At 40.3% G+C, this 24025-nt stretch carries 24 protein-coding genes; 3 read left to right on the forward strand and 21 right to left on the reverse strand.

Annotated features, from left to right (window positions below; translation table 11 throughout):
* From HMPREF9088_RS12210 to HMPREF9088_RS01495, 17 genes are all read right to left on the reverse strand, one after another.
* The coding region (locus tag HMPREF9088_RS12210) for a hypothetical protein (protein WP_007207319.1) at window positions 1-243 on the reverse strand (243 nt) is incomplete at its 3' end.
* 15 nt (window positions 244-258) lie between these two features.
* Window positions 259-1284, reverse strand: coding sequence for a glycosyltransferase (locus tag HMPREF9088_RS01415; RefSeq protein WP_007207320.1), 1026 nt, complete (start codon window positions 1282-1284; stop codon window positions 259-261).
* A 41-nt stretch (window positions 1285-1325) separates the two neighbouring features.
* Window positions 1326-2021: a glycosyltransferase gene (locus tag HMPREF9088_RS01420; protein WP_155802027.1), complete on the reverse strand. Its 696-nt coding sequence runs from the start codon at window positions 2019-2021 to the stop codon at window positions 1326-1328.
* Between the two features lie 35 nt (window positions 2022-2056).
* Window positions 2057-2377, reverse strand: coding sequence for a glycosyltransferase family protein (locus tag HMPREF9088_RS01425; RefSeq protein WP_007207322.1), 321 nt, complete (start codon window positions 2375-2377; stop codon window positions 2057-2059).
* Complete coding sequence (locus tag HMPREF9088_RS01430) at window positions 2378-3076, reverse strand: sugar transferase (RefSeq protein WP_007207323.1); 699 nt, start codon at window positions 3074-3076, stop codon at window positions 2378-2380.
* Between the two features lie 20 nt (window positions 3077-3096).
* Entirely contained in the window at window positions 3097-3861 is a 765-nt protein-coding gene (locus tag HMPREF9088_RS01435) for a tyrosine-protein phosphatase (protein ID WP_040366051.1), read from the reverse strand.
* A gap of 22 nt (window positions 3862-3883) precedes the next feature.
* The gene (locus tag HMPREF9088_RS01440; RefSeq protein WP_007207325.1) at window positions 3884-4582 is read right to left on the reverse strand and encodes a CpsD/CapB family tyrosine-protein kinase; all 699 of its coding nucleotides are present in this window, start codon (window positions 4580-4582) and stop codon (window positions 3884-3886) included.
* An 11-nt stretch (window positions 4583-4593) separates the two neighbouring features.
* The gene (locus HMPREF9088_RS01445; RefSeq protein WP_007207326.1) at window positions 4594-5388 is read right to left on the reverse strand and encodes a YveK family protein; all 795 of its coding nucleotides are present in this window, start codon (window positions 5386-5388) and stop codon (window positions 4594-4596) included.
* A 15-nt stretch (window positions 5389-5403) separates the two neighbouring features.
* The gene (locus HMPREF9088_RS01450; RefSeq protein WP_007207327.1) at window positions 5404-6384 is read right to left on the reverse strand and encodes an LCP family glycopolymer transferase; all 981 of its coding nucleotides are present in this window, start codon (window positions 6382-6384) and stop codon (window positions 5404-5406) included.
* Between the two features lie 27 nt (window positions 6385-6411).
* The gene (locus HMPREF9088_RS01455; protein ID WP_007207328.1) at window positions 6412-7188 is read right to left on the reverse strand and encodes a hypothetical protein; all 777 of its coding nucleotides are present in this window, start codon (window positions 7186-7188) and stop codon (window positions 6412-6414) included.
* 340 nt (window positions 7189-7528) lie between these two features.
* Entirely contained in the window at window positions 7529-8761 is a 1233-nt protein-coding gene (locus HMPREF9088_RS01460) for a 3D domain-containing protein (RefSeq protein WP_040367114.1), read from the reverse strand.
* A 427-nt stretch (window positions 8762-9188) separates the two neighbouring features.
* A complete protein-coding gene (locus HMPREF9088_RS01465; RefSeq protein WP_007207331.1) occupies window positions 9189-10244 on the reverse strand; it encodes an AI-2E family transporter in 1056 nt (351 codons plus the stop codon).
* A gap of 270 nt (window positions 10245-10514) precedes the next feature.
* The gene (locus HMPREF9088_RS01475) at window positions 10515-11930 is read right to left on the reverse strand and encodes an MFS transporter (RefSeq protein ID WP_007207333.1); all 1416 of its coding nucleotides are present in this window, start codon (window positions 11928-11930) and stop codon (window positions 10515-10517) included.
* Complete coding sequence (locus HMPREF9088_RS01480; protein ID WP_007207334.1) at window positions 11923-12327, reverse strand: MarR family winged helix-turn-helix transcriptional regulator; 405 nt, start codon at window positions 12325-12327, stop codon at window positions 11923-11925. The genes HMPREF9088_RS01475 and HMPREF9088_RS01480 overlap by 8 nt, the downstream gene beginning before the upstream one ends.
* A 190-nt stretch (window positions 12328-12517) precedes the next feature.
* Entirely contained in the window at window positions 12518-13165 is a 648-nt protein-coding gene (gene pcp / locus HMPREF9088_RS01485; RefSeq protein WP_007207335.1) for a pyroglutamyl-peptidase I, read from the reverse strand.
* A 24-nt stretch (window positions 13166-13189) separates the two neighbouring features.
* Entirely contained in the window at window positions 13190-14119 is a 930-nt protein-coding gene (locus tag HMPREF9088_RS01490; protein ID WP_007207336.1) for a DUF979 domain-containing protein, read from the reverse strand.
* A gap of 3 nt (window positions 14120-14122) precedes the next feature.
* Window positions 14123-14806 (reverse strand): DUF969 domain-containing protein, encoded by a 684-nt coding sequence (locus HMPREF9088_RS01495; RefSeq protein ID WP_040366057.1) that lies wholly within the window; start codon window positions 14804-14806, stop codon window positions 14123-14125.
* 189 nt (window positions 14807-14995) lie between these two features.
* On the opposite strand from HMPREF9088_RS01495, the gene HMPREF9088_RS01500 reads away from it, so the two are divergent.
* Window positions 14996-16708 carry an ABC transporter ATP-binding protein gene (locus tag HMPREF9088_RS01500; RefSeq protein ID WP_007207338.1) on the forward strand — a complete coding sequence of 571 codons (1713 nt, stop codon included), beginning with the start codon at window positions 14996-14998 and terminating at the stop codon, window positions 16706-16708.
* Window positions 16708-18459, forward strand: coding sequence for an ABC transporter ATP-binding protein (locus tag HMPREF9088_RS01505; RefSeq protein WP_007207339.1), 1752 nt, complete (start codon window positions 16708-16710; stop codon window positions 18457-18459). Before HMPREF9088_RS01500 ends, HMPREF9088_RS01505 begins: the two co-directional genes overlap by 1 nt.
* 102 nt (window positions 18460-18561) lie before the next feature.
* On the opposite strand, the gene HMPREF9088_RS01510 is transcribed toward HMPREF9088_RS01505, so the two are convergent.
* A complete protein-coding gene (locus HMPREF9088_RS01510) occupies window positions 18562-19767 on the reverse strand; it encodes a glycoside hydrolase family 3 N-terminal domain-containing protein (protein WP_040366060.1) in 1206 nt (401 codons plus the stop codon).
* 172 nt (window positions 19768-19939) lie between these two features.
* Here HMPREF9088_RS01510 and HMPREF9088_RS01515 point away from each other — a divergent pair, with 172 nt between their 5' ends.
* Entirely contained in the window at window positions 19940-21679 is a 1740-nt protein-coding gene (locus HMPREF9088_RS01515) for a pyruvate oxidase (protein ID WP_007207342.1), read from the forward strand.
* 144 nt (window positions 21680-21823) lie between these two features.
* On the opposite strand, the gene HMPREF9088_RS01520 is transcribed toward HMPREF9088_RS01515, so the two are convergent.
* The 3 genes from HMPREF9088_RS01520 to tnpA (HMPREF9088_RS01530) form a co-directional block, all read right to left on the reverse strand.
* Entirely contained in the window at window positions 21824-22972 is a 1149-nt protein-coding gene (locus tag HMPREF9088_RS01520; protein ID WP_007207343.1) for an RNA-guided endonuclease TnpB family protein, read from the reverse strand.
* Complete coding sequence (tnpA, locus tag HMPREF9088_RS01525) at window positions 22962-23408, reverse strand: IS200/IS605 family transposase (protein WP_040366061.1); 447 nt, start codon at window positions 23406-23408, stop codon at window positions 22962-22964. The genes HMPREF9088_RS01520 and tnpA (HMPREF9088_RS01525) overlap by 11 nt, the downstream gene beginning before the upstream one ends.
* A 284-nt stretch (window positions 23409-23692) precedes the next feature.
* A partial coding sequence (gene tnpA / locus HMPREF9088_RS01530) for an IS200/IS605 family transposase (RefSeq protein WP_007207345.1) occupies window positions 23693-24025 on the reverse strand: 333 nt, incomplete at its 5' end.

The following is a 24025-nucleotide window of genomic DNA, read 5'->3' on the forward strand; positions in this document are numbered from 1 at the left end:
CAGACTTAATATAATAAAAACACACTCAATTTTTATTATTTTTATAATATTTATTTTTTCAATATAAAAAATAAATATAGCATAAATTCCACAAGTAATAGTCAATAGTAAATTTATATAAATTAATATCCTATTGAGACTTCCCCCCAACTTTAAAGAATATACTGTATTAGATAACAAAAAAATGCTAAGTACCATCAAAAATACTAAAGTATCCATGATAGATTTATTTTTTATTTGCATATAAACTCCTAATGATTATTTGATTGAGTTTTCCAACGCCCGTTTAACGTAATAGCCACTACTTATTTTACTTGAAACATCTATAACATTATTTTGAATAAGTTTGTATTCTTCTTCTGTCATTTTGCTTAATAAACTTTCTATTTCCACTAATGAATCTACTACAAAGCCCAATTTTTTTTCTGTGATAAACATTCCGATTGCAGATTTACTCCACGTAATAATTGGTATACCCGCAGCTAAATATAATGAAGCTTTGTGCGGATTATTATATTTTAAATATTCCCCCATAATACCATCACAGTAATCTATTGACGTTCCATCCCAAACAATACCAAACCGCCCATTTAAAACTAGTGGTAATTCCTCTGGCAATTCCGATCCTTTGTAAATAATGTTACTATCGTAGCTATCTGCTGGATTAATTCCAAATAATTCTAACTTGAAATCTACAAGTTTTAAATTGGTCAAAAAAATTGATTTCCCTAAATTTCCTGCAAAAGATAATAAATTTTTGTTCTCCAAGTCTTTCTTTTCGGTCAACTGCTCATTTTCACTAACAATATAATCAAATAACTCTAAGTTAACAACTGATGTTTGAATACCATTCTGAGTTAGCCATCTAGTCATTTCCAAATTATGGCTAATAATTCCATCAAATTGATTAAAAAAAGAAATTTCCCAATCTTTGAAATTTTTATCATCAGAATGTAGTCTTAGTGACTCGACATCATGAATTATTATATATTTTTTACACTTTTTTTTCTTTAATTGCCCCAAAATGAAATTTTCAGTAAAGCGACTATAAAATGGATATTGATATACAATAAGGTCTTCTTGTCGTATAGTTTTTAATTGCTTAACAATTTTAAACAGTGAAGCAATACGTGTAGTTTTTTTAGAACCTATCTGAAAAAAAATACTCTTATATGGTGCCTCTAGTTTACTTAAAATAGTAATGATATCGTCTTTTGCTTTTGATCCCGCTGTTTTATTCTCATTATTATTTACTATGGCACCTGTTAATATATATTTTTGCATATTTTAATTTCCACCATTTCATATTCTTGTAAAAATATCATTCAACTCAATAGCTCTATTAATTTACTTTCGTAATTTTCTTCGTAGTATGTTGAAATACTTTTTTTCACTACATTTCTATCAAAATTAGCCTTTTTTGGATAAAAAATTTCTAATTTTTGTTTCAAATCTTCGGAATTATTCATTTCAAACAAATAACCGTTAACTTGATTTTTAATTATATCTGACGGACCAGTTTCACAATTTGCAGAAATACAGGGTAATCCTCGGGATAAGGCTTCTAACAATACCATTGGAAAGCCTTCATAGTTAGAAGTCAATAGTAATGCATCCATTTTCTTAACATCTAACCATGGATTATCAGACCACCCTAACCAATTAATTGAATTATCCGGTAAATTTTTGGCCTGAATGTACTCTTTTATTTTTCGCTCATCTTTCCCACTGCCTATGACAGTTAACTTCCAGGGAATTTCTACTTTAGATAACGCATCAATTCCCAATTTTAGATTTTTTTGTCCTTCGAATGTGATCCTACCTACATAAAGTAAATTCAGAAAAGTATCTCGCGATGATTCAATTGAATATTCGGTGTGCTTAACAGAATTAAAGATAACATGTATTCTTTCTTTAGGGATATTCATGTCAATTAATTGTTGCTTAATACCATTGCTAATCACTAAATGTTCATCAGCAAATTTCATGTGACTTATATTAATAAATTGTAAATTTTTCAAAGTAAAGTGTACCCACGAATATATCTTAATTTTCCCTAATATATATTTTTTATTTTCGATACAAATCTAATCATATTTGGTCCCATACATACAACTAATTTAGGTTTAATTCTAAAGAGATTATAAGCAATGAATAATGATTTTCCAACTTTATTATATTGCTTATTAACAATAAGATGCAATGAATCACTTTGAATGAACCCATTTTTCCATTCGTTGTACTGCGTGTCTTCCGGAAACAAAAGATTTACTTCATATTTGTTTCTAATTAATATATTGGTAAATTCAATCAAAGCACTTTCTGTCCCTCCTCTTCCACTCATCGGAGGGGCAATGATACAAATTCTCGATTTCATTTAATAAGCTCCATTCGGTTTGATCATAATTTTTACCGTTTTTAAAACAATATGAATATCATTCAAAATGCTTTGATTTTTTATATACTCCACATCCAAATCTACCATTCCTTTAAAGTGAACATCGTTTCGGCCACTCACTTGCCATAACCCTGAACAACCAGGTTTTACCAACAAGCGTTGCATGTCGTATTCGTCATATTCCACTAATTCTCTGGATAGTCCTGGTCTAGGTCCGATTAAGCTCATATCTCCTTTTAATACATTCCAGAGTTGTGGAAGTTCATCGATACTTGTTTTTCTTAGGAGTTTGCCTATTTTTGTCACTCTTGGATCATCCTTAATTTTGAACATTGCCCCTTCAATTTCATTTTGATCAAGTAATTCTGCTAGGCGTTCTTCCGCATCAACACACATGGATCGGAATTTATACATCGTAAATGACTTGCCGTCTTTACCTATTCTTTCTTGCGCAAAAATTACTGGGCTTCCTTTCTCTTCTTTCTTGATACGATAGATAGCCCATGCCATGATTGGTGATGTCAAAATAAGCCCTATACTACTTCCCACCACATCGATGAATCGTTTGGTGAGTAGAAAAGGCTTTCCTGTATTAATATCTGCTTTTGTTAGTATACTTTTTTGTGTTTGATTCGATTTACTCTTCTTTTCAACTGGTTTCCCCAAATCCAATTCCATCTTCTCCAACTCCTTATTCATTAGAATAAACCAAACCTTTTCTTACGTATTTCTGAATATTCTGGCAATACAGGTTGATCACCATTAACCAAATCCTTCGTGACTTGTTGCATGGCTTGGACTCGGCTTTTACCAAATTCTTTTTCAATTTTTTCATAAGCTTCTTTTAAATAAAAATTACGAGTATTTACACCGTGAGCATCACTTGCTACCATATGTAACATATTACTTTCCATCATACTCATGGCTGTTTTTTGAATGTCTTTGCCAAAAATACCAACAATACTCGGTGCCGTTAATTGCGTCAAGACTCCCATATCAAGAAATGGTATCAGGCGATTGGGATCCTCGCGGAATTTGGCATTTCTTTCCGGGTGTACGATAACTGGTATATGCCCTTTGCTCATCAGTTCAAAAAACAATTGCTCCGTATATGCTGGTACATCCAAAGTAGGAAATTCAATCAACAGATACGTATTGTCTAAATCGGTAAATAATAAATCATGTTCCTCTAATTTATCCATTAATAATCCGTTGATACGAATTTCTTGCCCCTCAAGTAGGGTGATGGGTAGATTTCTCTGATCAAATTCTTCCTGAAGTCGAGCGACTCTTGTAATTACATCGCTCGCTGGATTCGTATACTTTCCATTCAGATGGTGCGGCGTACACAAAATATGTGTAATGCCTTGACTAATAGCTTTCTGAGCCATCGCAATACTGTCTTCTACTGTCTTCGCTCCATCATCGATGCCTGGTAAAATATGGCAATGTAAATCAATCATACCCATCTTCTCCTAATTATTATTATGACCCGTAGTAGTAATATCCTTGGTCCACTGCATTTTTCGTTCCATGGTAAATTGCACCCAAAATATTTGCATTGACCATCTGAAGTAATTTTTGTGCTTTTACGACTGCATCCTTGCTTGAAACGTCCTCTCTGACAACTAGCATCGTGCCATCGACTTTTGATGCCATGATTTGCGCATCGGTCACTTGAACGATAGGTGGCATATCGAAAATTACTAAGTCAAATGCGCCTCTTAATTCCCTGATTAATTGATCCATTCTAGCTGTGCTCAATAATTCTGATGGATTTGGTGGCTTCGGACCACTTGTTAATAGCGATAGATTAGGAACGACTGATGCTTGGATAACGTTACTCATTGTTTCTTTGGTACTTAGCAAATTACTAAAACCTACATTGTTTTGTAAATGGAAAGTCTTATGCACTGTCGGCTTACGCAAATCAGCATCGACTAATAATACCCTTTGACCTGCATTTGCAAAGACAACGGCTAAATTCGCTGCAGTAGTCGATTTCCCTTCACCAGCTCCTGATGAGGTCACTACGATTGTTTTAATCTCATGATCGACTGTCGACGCAAATTGAATATTGGTCCGAATCGTTCGATATTGTTCTGAGATAGGAGAAGACTTATCTATTAATGTAATTAAGCTGACGGGCTTAGTTTCTGTCCCGCGTTTGTTATTCTTTGCCATTTTTTCTCCTCCTATACTCGTGAACGTCTACGTCTTGGTTCCGTAGAAGATTCTGTTTTTTGTGTGGCAGCTTGAGATAATTCACCATCCACTAATTTGCGTGTCTTTTTAATATTTACTGCGATATCTTTATCCGAAATGTCAGGTACAGTTCCTAATAACGTGAAGCCCAATTCTTCTGTTAAGAATGTTGCATCTTTGACTGTACGGTCCATTAATTCAATCAGTAGTGTGCCAATGATTCCTATTAATGCTCCTAAAATCAGTCCTGCAGCTAAAAATAGCTTTTTATTCGGTGATACAGGATCAGATTCTGCGACGGCACTTGATGTAATGGTGATACGATCGACATTCAACACGTCTTTGGCATTATCTTGAAATGTTTTTGCAACCGTATTAGCAATATGGGCTGCTTCTACTGATTTTGTCGTCGTAACGATAATGGAAAACATTTGTGAATTTTGGCTCTGCTCTACAGAAATAAGTTTTTTTATTTCTTTGGGTTCCATTGCAATCTTATACTGTGTATCTAAGCGGCTCTGTACTTGATTTAATACTAAATCACTGACGATAAAATCTTTGTATGTATTAATCATCTGTAAGTTACTATTTACATCATTTACATTGGTACTGTCTGATTGTGGCAATGTCACTACTAATTGTGCTTGTGAGCTATATTTTGGCGTGACAATAAAGAATGTCACGACACCCGACAATGCTAAGCCGGCAAACATGCAAGTCAAAATCAGCTGAATATGTTTTTTAAACATATCTAAAAGTTGTTTTACTGTATAGGTCTTCTCCATCTTTTCTCCACTTTCCTATTGGTTTATCTCTAGTTCGGTTTTTAGTTGGTCTTGCATTGCTTTCAAGTCTTCCTCACTCACACGTTGGTAAGAGACGCCATCTTGCATAAAGCCGGTACCTTTTAATTGTTGCGGATCAATCGTCTTGAAGGCATCTCGATAGTCTAAGGCAATCTGCTTCATTTGATCAAAGGTCAAGTCAGTCAAGACATTGTCTTCCATCGCATCAAGTAAAGCTTTATACTGAGTGACACCATTAAGTGATAGTACTTTTTTGGCAATCGCTGTGACCACCGCTCTCTGTCTTCTTTGACGACCATAGTCACCTTCTGGATCATCATAGCGCATGCGTAGATATCCGAGTGCTTTCATTCCTTCAAGATGAATTTTCCCGATATCATAGGTATACGTCACGTCATCTTGTGTGTAATCAAACTTCAACGTATTATTGACATCCACACCACCGACTGCATCGACTAATTGTTGGATACCTTCCATATTAATGACGATGTAGTGATCGATAGGGATATCTAGAAGGTTGGAGACTGTATCCATCGACATCCCCGCTCCACCGAATGCATATGCATGGTTGATTTTATCTTCTGTGCCATGGCCGACGATTGTCGCATAGGTATCACGCTCGAGACTAACTAAGAGTGTCTTATTGTCATTTGGGTTAACTGTCGCGACCATCATCGAGTCTGATCGGCCTTTATATGTCCGACCTAGTGCTCCTGTATCCACACCCAGTAAGAGCACGCTAAAGGGTTCCTTCTTGCTTAAGTCGACTTCACTATCTCGATCGGCACTTGTGGCTGTCCGTTCGACACTGGCGTAGGTAGCTTTCGCCGATTTCGATACATCAGAATAGAGTTTTGCAAAAACAATTCCGATTGCGACAATGAGCACACCTACTAGAGCAATAATGGTGATCATCACTTTTTTCCAGATACTACGTTTACTACTTTTATGTTTTTTTCTTCGCTTTTCAGCCATGCTTCTTCCTCCGATTGTTCGAATCCGTTATTGAACTGGTGCCCCAAATCCCATTTGTTCATTAATGGCGTTTAACGTCTGAACAAAGGTTTGCCGTACGGTTTGATTTTTGACGGCATCAATATCTGTGGCTAACGGAAGATAGGCATCATAAGTAGCTTCCGTAGTCGCTGTGCCGTTTTGATACATTTTATCGATGGCAGCTTGGATCGTATCAATCGTCGTTCGTTGACTCGCTGCTTCATCTAAGTACTGGTTAGCCAAGGTTTGCCAACTATCTTTATCCAAGATGTTCACGCTATCTTTTAGTTCGCTAATAGCTGTTGCAGTAGTTTTTTCATTAATCGCTGCTGGGTCGGCGTAAGTCGTCCAATTGACAGCTTGTTCGAACAATGCATCAATTTTCGTCTGTAGGCTACGTTTTTCTTTGATTGCTTGTATCTCGCTTAGGAGTGTTCCTTTGGTTTTATCTAGGTTTTTTATTTCAGTAGGTAGTTGAGATTCGGTAATACCGAATGCTTCGGCTGTCGTCTGGACACCGCCTAATTGATTGGTTACTGTGTCGATTGTTTCATCGGTTACTTTGTCGCTTAAGATGCCACTTTCTTGCGATATATAGAATGTTTGAATCGTTTGTTCTGCACTTGTGAGCTGTGCTTTTTGGCTAGTAACGGATGACTTTGCATAGGCGACTTGCTGATTGACTTGCTGGCCTTTGCTATATTGATAGCCAGCTATACAAATAGCTGCAGCGCCGATAGCCATAATCCCCACTCCGAAACTCTTAGTAACTGCTCTACTCATCGAGATGGTTTTCCTCCTACTATATTACTATATTAAGTTTTTGTGAATAATGTACTTTTCCCCACTAATAAATATATGTTACCGAATAGCAAAGTATAAGTCAAAACAATTTGATTAAAAAAACATGAGAGAGCCTTTTTATCACTCAAAAAACTGAAAATAACGTAAAAATGTTCGTCTTATTACGCTTTATGCCTTTATTTTCAAATGTTTATCGTATTTAAAAATTTTTTCGCTTTATTTGATTATTTCATAAAATAACAAATTATTTCAATCGTTATTTAAAACATTGGATAAAAAGAGCAATGCGACTTTTGGTTGGATTACTCTTTTTTTTACATTATCCTAATATGGTTACTTTAACATTATAACGGCGGCCCCATTGCCGGCACTGCTCGACCGTGTTGAAATGAACATCGATAATGTTTCCTTTGATGGCACCACCAGTATCGGCAGCAATCGCAATCCCGTAGCCTTCGACTTCTACCATGGTACCTAATGGAATAACACTCGTATCGACTGCCACAGCCATTGGGTTTTGACGAAGATCTAAGCCACTAGCGGTGATGCTATAGCCTGTTTCTGAATAAGAATAGGCGGTTGATTGCATATAGAGTACTTTATTGGAACTTGAGGTACTCGTTGAGCTCGTTGTTGAGCTTGATTCTGTCGTTTGTTCTGAGCTTGAGCTAGTTGTGCTGGTGGAAGTACTACTTGAACTACTAGTTGCTTGGGTAGATGAACTACTTGTCGAACTATTGGTTGTTTGACTACTGCTTGTTTTACTATCAGTTGTGGCTTCACTAGTTGTTTTGGTCGCAGCTTGTGCTTGTTTTTCTTGTTCTTTTTTCGCGGCTTCGGCGGCTGCTTTTTCGGCAGCCTCTTGTTCCGCTTTTTCTTTGGCTGCACGCTCGGATTCGGCTTTTAGTCGCGCCATTTCGACGGCCTTGCTATTGGCGATTGACTGCAAGACGTCTTGTTTTTCAGCGAGTTGTGTTTGTAAGTTTTTCACCTTAGTATGTAAAGTCGCAGCTTGTGTTTCCAAACTTGCTTGATTGGCTTCTAAGGTTGCTTGCGTCGCTTCGGCTTTGGCTTTTAGCGTCTCTAGCTGATTGACGTCTTTGTTTAGGCTTTCAACAGTGGCTTTCTCAGAGCTTTGCATAACGCTGATTGCATAGACACTGTTCACAAAATCTTGGATGCTATCGGCATTTAGTAATAGCTCGAGCTTGCTATCTGTTGCATCGCTCATTTGCAAGTTGCGCAATCGTTCGGCCATAACGGCTTTTCGCTTGGCAATCGTTGCTTCTTTATCGGTAATTTGTTGCTTTGTATCGGCTAATTCAGTCTCGTTTTCACTGATTTGACTTTTAATCTTTTCTACTTTTGCATAGGTTTGATTCACATCTGTTAATGCGAGTTGTACCTCGGCACTAATGGTCGCACTCTCTTTGGTAACTTGTTGCTCCTGCTGATTCAATTCATCAAGTGATTCAGCTTGTGCTATTACTGGTACGAAGGTACTGAATACGATCATTGCGCCTGCAGCGAACGCGAGTTTTTTTCCTTTCACTCTAGCCCACACCTTTCCACTTTTCATTTCTTTTCTGTTACCCCTGTCTCTGCTCACGAGATTTCCTTAATAATTATACAAAAGTTGCGTGTATGCCTGATTGCAATTTCTTTACAGATTGTTACAGAATTTTGTTGTTTTGATAAAAAATAAGAAAGATTGAATTGAAAACTTATTCTCATGCCTTTTTCATTGTAATGAAATCGTAACATTCCGAGTGAGAAACTGAATTGCATTCCAACCAAATTGGCTTCCAATTTGGTATGCTAGCTAGACAAGAAGTTAAATTTTCAACTTAAAGTGGGGTTCAAGTTGCTTGGCATCCCAAAATGATAAAAGATTGTGCGTATTTACTCTGTGGGTCTACTTTCTGCTCCAAGAAGTGTAAAAGCCTCCCTAACTGTTTCAGTAAGGAGACTTTTTGTTATCATTCTTCTTTCTTCCGAGGAAACTTCATCATCTTGGGTGTCAGACGGCCAGCTGGATTTTTAATTTTTAACAAATCAAAGATAAAGGTGAAGACTGGAATCCCCATCACTAAGCCCCAAACACCAAAGTAGTGCTCACTAAAGAGCAAGATGACAAATGTAAAGAAAATGGGAATTTCAGTCTTGCTAGACATTAATTTGGGATTCAAGAAATACGATTCCAAGAGGTGTATCGCTAGAATAACCAATAAAATAATAACGACATCATTCATGCCACCTGTCGAATAAGCGATAATCGATAATGGGATAGTTGAAATAATCACACCTGCGACGGGAATCAAACTGAGAATAAAAATCATCACCACCAAACTGGGGATCTGTGTAAAGTTCATCGCAACCAACGCAAGGCATGTTAAAACCGTATTAATTAATGCAATAAAAAGTTGGGCTTCAATCACTACGCCAAACGTGTTGGAAAATTTGACAAAAAAGTAATGCAAATCTTGAAAAAACCAAGCAAACTCGCCGTGTAAAAAGAGGCGTGAGAACTCAAATGTACGCTTTTCTTCTATTAAAAAGAAAAAGCTCAGAATAAAAGCCATCATCGCGGCAATCGTTACTTTTCCAAAGCTTTGGATATAGTCTAAAACAATCGTTAACCGATTTTTCAAATATTCCAATAGATTAAACTGATCGATTACTTCATGCGCAGCTCGGAAAAAGCTATCGGAATTTTTCGGATTGTGTTGGTAAAAGCGTACGAGAGAATCCACCATCATAATCGATTGATCTATCACAATTGGAACGTATTTGGTTACAACAAGGTACATGCCAAGTACAATCAGACCATAAATAGCAACAACCAAAATGGTCGAGGAAATGGGAATGAGCTTTTTAAGCTTTTTGACGGACTTATATGCCAAAAAAGTAAAAATAAAGGTTAGGAACAATAAGGTCAGCATGCTCCGTAGAATATAGATTCCCCCAATCAGTACAAGCAGCACAACAATGCGCCGTAGCTTGATATTTTCCAAAAATGCTTCGTAATATTTCATGCAGGCCCTTCTTTCATTCGATGTATTTCAGGCAGATCGTCTTGCTTTTCTAGTACGTAAAAGCCAAAATAATCTACTCTATCTAGTAAGTCTATCTTACTATTCTTTGCATTGTTTTTATACATTTTATGAAAATATTCGTTATAGGGGCTTGCTCGTTTCACTAAATTTCTTACATGTAGCCACCCCGTTCGCAACCGAAAAAAACTTAAGAAACCAGCACAATACATCCAATTCACCGGTTGTTTTATGCTGGCTTTTATCTACTGACTATATTTCATTTGAAGGCTTTTCTGTTTGGACAGGTGCAGTGTACTCTTTTGTGCGAAACATTAAGAAAAAGAGACCAAAACTCACTAAGCCAAAGGTGATGAACAAGAGATTGGTCTGCTGGAACGCATCTTTAATATTGGCTTGACTACTGGAAATCAAGGCCACAACAGCGGTCCCAATCGAACCGCCATATTGGTTCATCATTTGAAACAATGCTAATGCGTGGGGACCCTCTTCTTTTGATAAATGCGCAATTGTGGTCGTTTGTATGTTACCAAATGCCATGACGCGACCAAAAGAAAATATCACATAGATGATGGTTAACAGTACCATACCTAATGAATGAGCAAACAGACACATCACCAAAAGACTGATGGTGAATAACAAATTTCCAAGGTATAGTGGCAATTTTGCTCCTCTTTCATCGTACAGTTTGCCAAACCAGGGATTTAAAAGGGCTGCAAGCAATGATCCGGGTAATAGAGCAAAGCCGGCTAAGATGCTGGATACACCAAATCCCAATTGTAAATAGTTGGGAATCAAATAATTGCCACCAATATTCGCAAACTGGTACAACACAAATGGAATAATGGCATAGAGGAAGACGGGTTTAGCAAATAAGCGGATATTTAAAAATTCTTGCTTACTCGTTAGTGATTTCCAAATAAATAAAAAGAAAGTGGCAAAAAAGAGGACTAACACTGGAAGATTGACCTTCCCTGTTTCTAATCCAGATACAAAGATTAGACTAGTCGTTAACGCACAAGCTAGTAATAAAAATTGTAGCCAATCGAGTTTGGCTGTTTTGTCGATGGGTTCTTTTTTTTCAAAACTAGTGATGCCAAGAAAAAAAGAAACGGCAACTAAAAGTAAGACGAAAAAGAAAATGGCACGCCAACCCAACGAGTCGACTAGTAAACCACCATACGTTGGACCAATGGACGGGGCGATGGATACAACTAATGAACCAAAGCCCATCCAGGTGCCAAGTTTGGCTAGGGGAACTTGTTCCAAAATAATGTTAAAGGTTAAGGGTAGGGCAATGCCGGCCGCCACGCCTTGTAAAACGCGGCCGACTAAAAGAATCGGAAAGGTGACCGCCGTGCCACCAATCAAGGTGCCGATGACAAAGATGCCGACAGATGCTAGAAATAACTGACGTTGGGAGAAGCGTCTCCTTAAATAGGCGGATAAGGTCATCATAATGGCGACCATTAATAAATAAATGGTGGTTACCCACGCTAGGGTTTCCATACTGACGTGAAAGATTTGGCTTAGCTTGGGAAAGGTGACATTCATGGCTGTTTCGCTCATAATACCGGCAAAGCCCATTAAAGCAGCAGCCACAATCATGCGCACCACCTTTTTGGGTACCGTTGGTTGTTGTTGATTGGTCATTTGTTGTTCAGTCATGTTTTCCTCCTATTTGTTGCAAAAACTTTGCAATTACGGCTAATTCGTTTGTGTCAAAGCCAGCAATTAATCGTTCATTGTCTTTTTGAAAAAAATTTTGTATCGCTGTAATATAGGTCTGAGCATTGGGTGTCAAGTTGAGGTATTTTTGGCGCCCTACTATTTGGCGGGTCACCAAATTACGTTCTTCCATCCGGTGAACAATCACCGACATGGTTGACCCTTTCACACCAAATTCTGTCACTAAATCTTTTTGTGATATGTCTTCTCCTGAGTGTTCATATAGATAATTCAAAATACTCATTTGCGTGCCCGTCAATTGATATTGATGGGCAAAGGTATCCATTTCACGAGCTAATTGAATACTCGCTATTTTAATCAATTTCCCGAAATTCATTCTCTGCTCCTTCCATAGTTAGCAACCTAACTATTTTAGAAGATATTTCAGAAATGTGCACATTTTTTTCGATTTAATGCACTAAATAATCAGCAAAACAGCTCCCTTCTACACAGAAACAGTGTGTCGAAAGGAGCTGTTTTGTTTCAATTGGGTGGTTCATTTTTGCTATAACCTAAGAATGACTGACTTAATGCGTGGTTCCGCCAATGATTTTCACATCTTCTTTGCCATCAAAAGCAACCATTTGAGCAATCGCAGCCGTTAAGCCGGCAACAATATTTTCCAAACTCATGGATGGTGTATCGGAACGGTTTAGTACTTGTTCTGGTAAAAATGGGACATGCATAAAGCCTGCTTTGACCTTGGGAAAGTCCGTGTGTGTTAGGTACAGGCATTGATACATGATATGGTTGCAGACAAAGGTTCCTGCTGAATTGGAGACCGAAGCGGGAATGCCGGCTTCTTTCACGGCCGTTACCATAGCTTTGACTGGGTGTTGTGTAAAATACGCATTGGCCCCCTCTGCTTGAATGGGAACATCAATGGGTTGTTGGCCTTCGTTGTCGGCAATGCGGGCATCATCGACGTTAATGGCTACGCGTTCAAAGGTTAAGTCGAAGCGTCCCCCTGCTTGACCGACTGCTAAGACATAGTTGTAGTCTTTTTTTTGCAGTGCTTCTTTGACGACCGCTGCACTTTTGTGAAAGACAGTCGGAATTTCTAATTTGGTGATTGCTGCTCCTGCAATGGTATCTGGTAGGCGTTTGACAGCCTCAATTGCTGGATTGGTTTGGTCTTCACCAAAAGGATCAAAGCCCGTTACTAAAATATTCATCGTTGTGTTCTTCCTTTCTTTTTTCTAAAAAGCCCAGAAATACATTAAGACAATATGAACTACAATCATCAGTGTCGCCATGGGTGCTTGCTCTTTGATGACGCCATAAGGGTTCTTCATTTCCATTAAAGAAGCAGGCAATGCATTGAAGTTCGCAGCCATCGGGGTCAATAAGGTTCCACAATAGCCAGCGGTCATCGCAAGCGCTCCAGCGATGGCTGGGTTAGCACCTTGCGCAATGACAAATGGAATACCGATGCCGGCAGTAATGACCGTAAAAGCCGCAAAGGCGTTGCCCATAATCGCGGTAAACAAGACCATGCCTAAGACATAAGCTACGACGCCAAAGAAGCGACTCCCCTCTGGTACGACCCCGCCAATTGCATCCGCAATGACTGTCCCTACGCCAGAGATTGAAAAAATCACGCCTAATGCCGCTAAAAGTTGAGGTAGGACCCCAGAAGTTCCCATGGATTGAATCATTCGATCACTTTCGGCCATCGTTGCTTTGAACGATCCGCGAAAAATAAGCCATGCAAAGACCGTTCCAATCACCGCAGCGAACCCAATGGCCACTTTGCTGGAATCGGGAATAAATTTTGCCAAGAGCATCGAAACAATTGCCAAGCACAATACAGGGAAAAAGACCCAGTTGCGGTAGCGTTTGGCATTGGCTACGAGTGCATCCATCGAAAAATTCGCAAATTTGCCGGCTTCAAACTGATTGATGATGGTCACAATTCCTAAAAAGACAACCAGTACTCCCGAAACAACGGTCGGCAATACCTTGCCAAGGGCAAATAAAAGCCCTAAGTCTAACCAAAAAAGACCTGTACCTATCCGCTTTTGATTGGTTTGGTCTGTGAAGGCTTTGTAGGCAGTGTAACCCAGTTGGAGACCAATTAAAACGTAGAAAAATTCTAAGACATTGTCCCAAAACGTTGGTGTAGTCATCGCTTATTTGTCCCCTTTCTGTGTATATTTTTTCTTTAATTGACGATCGTAATAGACATTGTTCAATGCCCCGAAAACAATCATGATGACCGCAACGGGAATAGATGCTTGGGCGATGTCCCAACCAGAAATCTTGTAGCCCAGTGAATCAAGCGTGCTGGCAATCAATAAGACGCCTGAAGAAGCCAAGAACGTATTTTGTCCATAGAAGTTCCCGTAATTTTCCATCGCTGCGGATTTAGCTTTGATGGTTTCTTTTTCCTCTTCCGTGATTTCCCCATACTTCGCTTCAGCAGCTGCTTCAGCCATTGGTTGTACCAACGGACGGACAAATTGGGGATGTCCGCCTAAACGAATCGAAAACAGGCCTGCTACTTCACGAATAATTAAGTAGATAGTCAAAAATGTCCCCGTGGTTAAGCCTTTGATCTTTTTGATTAGCATGACGGCTTGTTCTTTTAAGCCGTGGCGTTCTGATAAGCCAATCAATGGTAGGGTAATAAAGAAAATGGTGACCAACCGTTGATCAACAAAGGCTTGACCCAAATGTTGTAAAAATTCGACTGGGGTAATCCCAGAAACAAGTGCTGTTGCAAAACCGGCAATAATAACGACTGCAATGGTGTCTAGTTTCAATACAAACCCGACAACAATAATCACAATCCCGATTAATTTTATCCACTCCATATTTGATTCCTCCTTACGAATGTCTGCCATTCGTTGATTTCATCTTAGGACAAAATTTGTGCATTTTCAATAACAAAAGAAATGTTTTTGCTGTTTTTCTGAATGTCTTTCTTTTTTTTTCAAACATACCCTCTTTTCGTATCTTATAGTACACTAAAGAGACAAAGCGGTATGTAGGAGGTTTGTTACATGTTTTCTCTCTTGAAGTATGCAAAAGAGTACCGGAAGCAATTAATCTTGGGTCCGGTATTTAAATTTTTAGAAGCCGTCTTTGAATTGATTTTGCCTTGGCAGATGGCACGCTTAATTGACGAAGGCATAAAAAAAAGCAACTGGCCGGTCGTGGTTCAAATGGCGGTCTGGATGGCTGCCATGTCGGTAATCGGACTTCTCTTTGCTGTGGTCTGTCAATATTTTGCGTCGGTGGCGTCACAAGGATTCGGCACTGAGTTACGCAATCAACTACTCAAAAAAATCAACCAACTCTCTCACGAGGAGTTAAATCAATTTGGCACAGATACATTGATTACTCGCATGACCAACGATGTGAATCAGTTACAATTGGCATTGGCGATGTTGATTCGCTTAGTCGTACGGGCGCCTTTTTTAAGTATCGGTGCGATTGTGATGGCTTTTGTCATTGATTGGCAAGCGGGCTTGTTGTTTTTATTGGTCTTGCCGTTATTTTGCTTGGTGCTCTATTTTATGATTAGTCGCTCGATTCCTTTGTACAAAAAAGTGCAAGGTCAGCTGGATCATTTGAATGAATTGGTTAGTCAAAACTTGAGCGGTGTGCGGGTCATTCGGGCATTTGCTCGGACGGATCAGCAAAAAGAAACCTTTCATGACGCGACCGATTCCTTAAACAATGTCTACGTGCGCGTGGGCAACTTGCAAGCATTACTGACCCCGGCGACGACGTTATTGATGAATGTTGGAATTATTGGCCTTTTTTATCTAGGTGGGTGGAAAGTCAATGCGGGACACCTGCAACAAGGGCAATTACTCGCGCTCGTGAATTACATGAATCAAATGTTGCTAGCGCTGATAGTTGTTTCCAATCTGGTGGTAATCTTCACGCGGGCTGCGGCTTCCGCGGAACGAATCAATGAGGTGCTAGCCGTTCAGCCAGCCATTGTTGATTGTGGTGCTGCCCCGACTGAAACACTAAAAGGCGGACTGGCTTTTGAGAAGGTGTCGTTTCGCTATGGCCCCACCTATGGCTCGGCTTTGTCCGATATTTCTTTTACGGTAAAACCAAACCAAACTATTGGATTGATTGGCCCAACAGGTAGCGGTAAGTCTACTTTAACGCAATTGATTCCCCGGTTTTATGAAGCATCAGCTGGTCGGGTCTTATTGGATCAACGACCTGTCGCAGATTTTTCGTTGACCACCTTGCGCACACAAATTGCGATGGTCCCTCAAACGGCCGTCCTCTTTCATGGCACGATTCGCGAAAATCTCCAGTGGGGCAAAGCCACTGCTTCCGATGATGACTGTTGGCAAGCCTTAGCGATTGCTCAAGCAACCGATTTTGTCCAGTCCTTGCCGAAGCAGCTGGATACCCTTATTCAAGAAGGGGGCAAAAACTTTTCTGGTGGGCAACGCCAACGGTTAACCATCGCGCGCGCGGTCATTGCCAAACCTGCCATCTTAATTCTTGACGACTCCCTCAGCGCGTTGGACTACAAGACGGATTTAGCGTTGCGGCGTGCTTTGCAAACCCAACCAGGTACCGTCCTGATTATTTCACAACGAGTGCGCTCCATTCAAGAAGCCGACCAAATTTTGGTGATGGATAACGGCCGCTTATTGGCTCAAGGTACCCATGAGGAACTCCTTGATGCTTCTTCAGAATACCGAGAAATCGTCCAATCACAAGCGGAGGTGACCGACTAATGCAACCAAGAAAAACAGATTTTTCTGCGTTTCGCCCGTTTCTTCCTTATTTACTCAAGTATCGAAAAGAAAATATTCTGGCAATTGTGCTGGGCATTATTAATGGCCTAAGCGCGGTATTGATGAGCTTGGAAATTGGTCGGGCCATTGACAAAATGCTCGGCAAAGGGCGTGTCGACTTTGGTGGTTTGACCCGTGAATTGCTCCTATTTGCTGGTTGTATTTTGGTCAATGTTGTCAGCCAGTGGTTGATTCAACGACTAGGCAATCGCGTCGCCTATGGAGCTGCTACGCAATTACGCAAGGAGGCCTTTGATCATCTGAATCGGTTGCCTTTGCGCTATTATGACCAAGAAGCACATGGCAGCATCGTTAGCCGCTTTACCAATGACATCGACGCCATTTCCTTAGCCGTCTCCAGTGTCTTCAACCAGCTCTTTTCTGGAGTAGCGGTGGTCTGTCTCGCTTTGGTCTTGATGTTACAGATGAGCCTGACCTTAACTTGGGTCGTGTTGCTGTCGACACCCATTATCTTCTTCGTCAATTGGAGCGTGGCCCGTGCTTCTCAAGCCAACTTTGCCGCGCAACAAAAAAGCGTCGGGGCCATCTCTAGTTTTATTAGTGAAATGGTCGGCAACCAAAAAATTGTCAAAGCCTTTCACCGAGAAGCACGTAACCAACTGATTTTTGAAGAAATTAACGAAGAGCTCAATCAAGTAGGCCAAAAAGCCCAATTCTCCTCTTCGCTGACCAATCCGCTCTCACGTTTTGTGGACCACTTAGCCTATGTCGCTGTCGGCTTTGCGGGTGGCTGGTTAATGCTTAAAGGAGAAACGGCTGTAACGATTGGTATCATCTCCAGCTTTACGATTTATGAAAGTCAATTTACCAAACCGTTTATTGAAATTTCGGGGATGATTACCCCAATCCAAACGGCCCTCGCTGGCTTAAGGCGGACCTTTGATTTGATGGGGCAACCAGTGGAAGAGGACCAGCCTTTGTGTCCAGCCTTGGCTACCGTCCAAGGCGAAATTGCCTTTCGTCAAGTGGCCTTCTCGTATTCACCTAATCAGCCCTTGATTCGCGACTTTGATTTTACGGCCTATCCTGGCGAAACCGTCGCGATTGTCGGGAAAACTGGTGCGGGGAAATCAACCTTGGTGAATTTGCTCATGCGTTTTTATGAAGTGACCAGTGGACAAATCACCCTCGATGGGCAACCCATTGCGACCGTCAACCGTGATCAATTGCGGCGGAAATTTGGCATGGTTCTCCAAGAAACTTGGCTCTTTGATGGAACCATTCGCGAAAACTTGGCATATGGGCGCCCTGAGGCAAGTGACGAAGAACTCTATCAGGCCTTGAAAAAAACGTACATGTACGATTTTGTGCAACGCTTGCCTGAAAAACTGGGCACCCATTTGGGAAGTCAGCGCCTCAAAATTTCAGATGGGCAGCGTCAACTCCTGACCATCGCTCGTACCATGATTAGTCAACCCGATTTGTTGATTTTAGATGAAGCAACTAGCTCAGTTGATACGCTAACTGAAGGCAAAATCCAAGCCGCTTTTCTGGAAATGATGAAAGGCCACACGAGCTTCGTGATTGCCCATCGCCTCTCCACCATTCGCAACGCGGATAAAATATTGGTGATGGACCAAGGCCAAATTGTCGAACAAGGCACCCATGAAAGCTTGCTCCAAGCCAAAGGATGGTACTATGAGTTGTACCATGCCCAATTTGAAGACTAATCGCTTTTTACTTGATACCAAAAAAGCCTGCCAACAGAATGCTCTCTGTTGACAGGCCTTTTTCAATTCCTCTCATGAATGGCACCTCTGCGACAGTTTTTGTTACTGTGCGAAAAGACCCAAAGCTTGTTTCCATGCTAATACCCGTTTGACCGCTTGATTTAACTCACTTTCGCTATATTGTCCTGCTTTCACGGCTTGAATGACGTACGGAATTTGCGTAGCATAACTTGAAGACATGACCAAATCATTGCCCGCTTGCAAGGCCTTTAAGCCCGCTTCTTCTTGACTAATGAAGTCCGCTAACCCTGCCATATCCATATCATCCGTCATAATCACGCCTTGAAAGCCCAACTCTTGCCGCAACAACCGGTGAACCGCGGGCGAAATCGAGGCCGGTTGCGTGGCATCGATACTGGTGACAATGTTGTGATTCACCAAGACACTGTCAGCCCCAGCTTCAATCCCTGCTTTAAAGGGCAAAAAATCCGACTGACGTAACTCTTCCAGTGAGCGAGTATCAGTCACAATCTCCACATGTGAATCCCGGTTGTTCCCATAGCCTGGAAAATGTTTTAACGTCGAGCCAACGTGTTCTTCTTTTAACGTCTGCACCACGGTTTTCACATATTCACTGGTCGTCTGTGCATCCATTCCCAATGTCCGGTCATAGATGAAGGCTTGCGGATCAGTCGCCACATCCGCCACCGGAAACAGCCCCGTCTGAATTCCAAAGGCTTTTAAAATTTTACTTTTGCGCTGAGTATCAGCAACAATGCCTGCTAAGCCACTTTCTTGGTAAATGGTCTGCGGTGATTCAAAGGGGGTCTTCACTAAATTGGTATTGCGACTAATGCGTGTCACCGCCCCCCCTTCTTCATCTGAACCAATCAATAGTGGAATGCTACTGGCCGCTTGATAAGATCGAATTTTGCCTTTTAACCCCTCAATCGACTCCTTGTCCACATCCCGACCAAATAACACATATCCTCCTAAGTGGTACTCCTGAATGTCTGCGATTTGATTCGTTTCTGGGACGCGGACAAAAAAGAGTTGCCCGACTTTCTCTGCCAAACTCATCTGACTGAGTAATTCGTCCACGGTTTGTTTTGACACATCCTCTTTTGCAGGCTGACTTGTGCTACTGACTGTGGCTGTATCTTTCGTATGTTTTGTTTCTTGGGTTGTTGAATTCATGACGGTCTGTTTCGCTGATTGATCCATAAGTAACCATATCCCTCCCGCTAACAAGCCAAAGAAAAGCGTAAATCCCAATAAAATCCAGGCTGCTATAGGTTTTTTCTTCATGCTCTGCTCCTTTATGCCAGATTTTTTCTTCAAACCCATTATACGGATTTTTATAGGGAGTGACAAATGGCGTTTTTTGAAGTCCCTCCTGCTAAATTGAGCCTATTAGTTGAGAAAAAAGCGTGAGTACCCTAGTATAAATAGATGAAACGAAAGGATTGGTGAAGAGCCGATGAAAAAAATCAAAGCATCTGAAGCAATGATCAATGTCTTATTGGATTGGGGAGTGAAACGCGTCTATGGATTACCTGGCGATTCGATAGACACCACGATTGACGCCTTGCATCGTCACGATGAAGAAATCGACTTTATTCAAGTACGTCATGAAGAAGTGGCTTCCCTAGCTGCAACAAGTGAAGCCAAACTAACAGGAACGGTTGGCGTGTGTTTGTCCATTGGAGGTCCGGGAGCCATTCACTTATTAAACGGGCTTTATGATGCCAAAATGGATCATGTACCAGTCCTAGCGTTGATTGGCCAAGTCAAATCCAGTTTAATCAATAGTGATTATTTTCAAGAAGTCAATACTGCCGCACTGTTGGAAGATGTGGCTGTTTATAATAAAGAAATTCAATCCGCTGCCTCCTTGCCAAGAATTGTCGATGAAGCCATCCGGACTGCTATGCGTCAAAAAGGTGTGGCCGTCCTGACCATTCCCGATGACCTGCCCGATGAAGACATTCCTGACACCTATCGTGCACTCGCTGGTGAAGCGAATCTTTTCAGCACCCCAACGATTGAAGCGGATAAAATTGCCGAAGTAACTCGTTTACTAAAAGAAAGTAAAAAACCAATCGTGCTATCAGGGGTTGGAGCAAAAGGTGCCGGAGAAGCGCTAACCACCTTTATCGAAACCAATCACATTCCTTTGGTTCAAACAATGCCCAGCAAAGGAACCGTTGCGGACAACCACCCGAATTCTTTAGGAAATGTGGGCAAACTAGGAACAAAACCCGCTTATGAAGCAATGAAAGAAGCGGATTTTCTCCTCTTATTGGGCACGAATTACCCTTATGTCGATTATTTACCTGATCCAAGCACTTGTAAAGCCGTCCAAGTTGACATCGTCCCTGAACGCTTCGGCAAACGATTCCCGATTGAATTAGCCATTGAAGGCCGTGTTGCAGATTTCTTAACGGCAATGAATGCGCAAGGTGCCATTCGTACAACAGATACCTTTTTACAAGCTTGCCAACAAACGATGGGCCATTGGAATGATTGGATGCAAGAGCAACGCCAAAATACCACTGGTGATTTTGTTCACCCTTCTTATTTATTCAATGCCATCGAATCCATCGCCAAACCCAATGCCGTCTTTTCGATTGATGTGGGGACGTCCACCTCTTGGGGTGCGCGTTTCTTGCGGGTACAACCTGGGCAAGACTACTTGATTTCTGCTTGGTTAGGAACGATGGGTTGTGCCTTGCCAGGAGCCATTGCCGCAAAAATCAATGAACCCGAACGACAAGTACTCGCTGTGGCAGGTGATGGCGCGTTTGCGATGGTCATGCAAGATTTCGTCACGGCAACAAAATACCAGTTACCCCTGATCCAATTTGTTGTCAACAATCAAAAGCTAGCCTTTATCGAAGTGGAACAACAATCCGCTGGTCAACGCAACTATGGCATTGATTTAGAAGACATTGACTTTGCAAAAGTAGCGGAAGCCTGTGGTGGCGTCGGCTACACCGTCAAAACCGCCGCCGAACTCGACGCACTTTTACCAAAATTAGCAGATGTCAGCAAACCAACCCTTGTCAATGTTTACGTGGAAGACGATGCACCTTTACCAGGAAAAATTGTGATGGATGAAGCCCAAGGTTATGCAAAATTCACGTTTGAAACGGTCCTGAAAGATCATAAATTCCCAACCTTACCTCCGTTGAAAGACATTATGCGTCAATTTTTCTAGGGGACTGCTCGGTCATAAATGACCAGAGCTTCTGGGAACAGAGCATACTTGTTTTGTAAATAGATTTCTTTTACTTAACAGCGGTTTCTCTTATTAACCAAGGCAAACTATCTTTTTAGATAGACTGTCCCATACCTAAACCCTTTAACGTTGGGCCAACGCTTTGTTTAAAATGTTAATTCCAGCATTTATATCTCTGTCATGGTGAACCCCACAATGTGGGCAAGTAAATTCACGAATATGGAGTGGCTTTTTACCAGTGTTTTTTCCACAAGATGAACAGTTTTGACTTGTGTATTGAGGTGCAACAAGAATTAATTCTTTTCCATACCAATCACATTTGTATTGAAGCATGGTTTTAATTTTTGCCCACGAAGAGTCAGCTATTGAACGTGACAATCGTTTATTTTTCATAAGATTTTTGGTTTTCAAATCTTCCATAACGATTAAGTCAAATTTTTTAACTAATTGTGTGGTGTATTTTTGAAGATAATCTTCTCGTTGATTCGCAATTTTGCGATTGATTTTCGCAACCATTTTACGGGCTTTTTCAACGTTTTTAAAGGAAGACCATTCTAATTCAATACCAGATTTTTGAGCAACTTCTATTTTTTTCTTAGCTTGCAATCGACGTCTAGCTAGTTTTCGTTCCCAGACATGACGCTTTTTCGCTAACGAACGTTCAAACTTTTTATTTTTAAGTTTGAAACCATCGGATTGAATGACTAAATCCGCCAAACCTAAGTCTAATCCAACTTGTTTGTTGGTTTTAGGTAGCTCAACTGGTTCGTGCTCTACTTGGATTGTAGCTGTATAGATTCCTGCTGGTTCTTTATGGACAACAACGCTTTTAATTCTTCCGTTAATTCGATTTAAGCCGTAGGCCTTTACTACTCCTAATTTTGGAAGTTTAATTGCGTGATTATCAACAACTTGAATATTGTTATTGATACATTTTGATTTGTAACTGTTATGTGGTCTTTTTCTACTTTCAAATTTAGGACTATCATTTTGGTTTTTAAAAAAGCGTTGGTATGACTGGTCTAAATCGGCGCAGGCATATTCTAGGCAAGTACTTTCTGCTTGTCTTAAAAATGGAAACTCAATTTTTAATGCTTTTAAGCAATAAATCATACCGAATTTAGATGTATAATTCCCACCGTTACGATAACGAGTTTGTTGCATGTTTAATAATTGATTTTTAACAAAACGCCGGAGGCTAATATTTATATCAATCTGATTCTTTTGGCTTTCATTGAGTTTTAATTTTATTTTAACGCCTTTAAGTTTCATCTTGATTCATCTCCTTTTTACGTTGGTCATCAATGTATTTAGCAACAGCTTGTTCGTTTGTAGACCCTATGCTTTCAACAAAATAACTAGGTGCCCAAAGATGTCTATCTCCTTCGGACAACCAATACGATGTTTTAAGTTCAGGATGTAATTGAAATAATTTTCTAGCACTAACACCTTTTAACCATCGAACAATATTTGTTACAGACAATTTTGGCGGAGCAGATACTAAAAGGTGAATATGGTCATCCAATCCTATTTCCATGTGGGAGATAGTAAATCCATATTCATCTGCTACTTCATAGAGTATTTTTTTAAGGTCAGATTCAATTTGGCCTTGCAATACTTTTTTACGATATTTTGTTCTCCAGATTAAATGGTAGTTTAAATTGTAGACAGAAGTTCTACCATATGTAAAGCGAGTATTATCTTTCATATAAACACCTCTAACTATATTATACCACACCATGTGTAACGTAGGAATACCTTAGTGCTTATAAAAAAATAATTAAAGAGGGCTTTCATCTCGGCACTCAAGAGCCGAGTTTTTCGCCCAAATAATCAGAAATTAAATCATAACCACCCTTCAAAAGGGTGGTTTGCTCTGAGGCTATAAGCCTCTGCTACTAGCCAGCGTTTCAAGGCGCTGGCTTTCACCTTGTTCAAGCCACATTGGTTTTGTCACTTTTGCTATCTCTAAAGAGACAACTCTATCACTTCTTAACCCTTAAAAGGGTCTTCATGTTCTCGAACACTTAACTTATCTAGTGCTATATCATGGTTTTCCTGTTCTTGAATATATTTTTTGATGGTCGCTTCATTAAGACCAACTGTACTCGCATAGTATCCTTCCGACCAAAAATGACGATTGCCAAATTTGTATTTTAGGTTTGCATGCTTGTCAAACATCATCAACGCGCTCTTTCCTTTCAGATACCCCATAAAACTTGACACACTTATTTTTGGTGGAATACTTAAAAGTAAATGTACATGGTCCGGCATTATGTGCCCTTCAATTATTTCGACTCCCTTATAGCTACATAACTGCTTAAT

This window comes from Enterococcus italicus DSM 15952, from assembly GCF_000185365.1.
Taxonomy (GTDB): domain Bacteria; phylum Bacillota; class Bacilli; order Lactobacillales; family Enterococcaceae; genus Enterococcus_G; species Enterococcus_G italicus.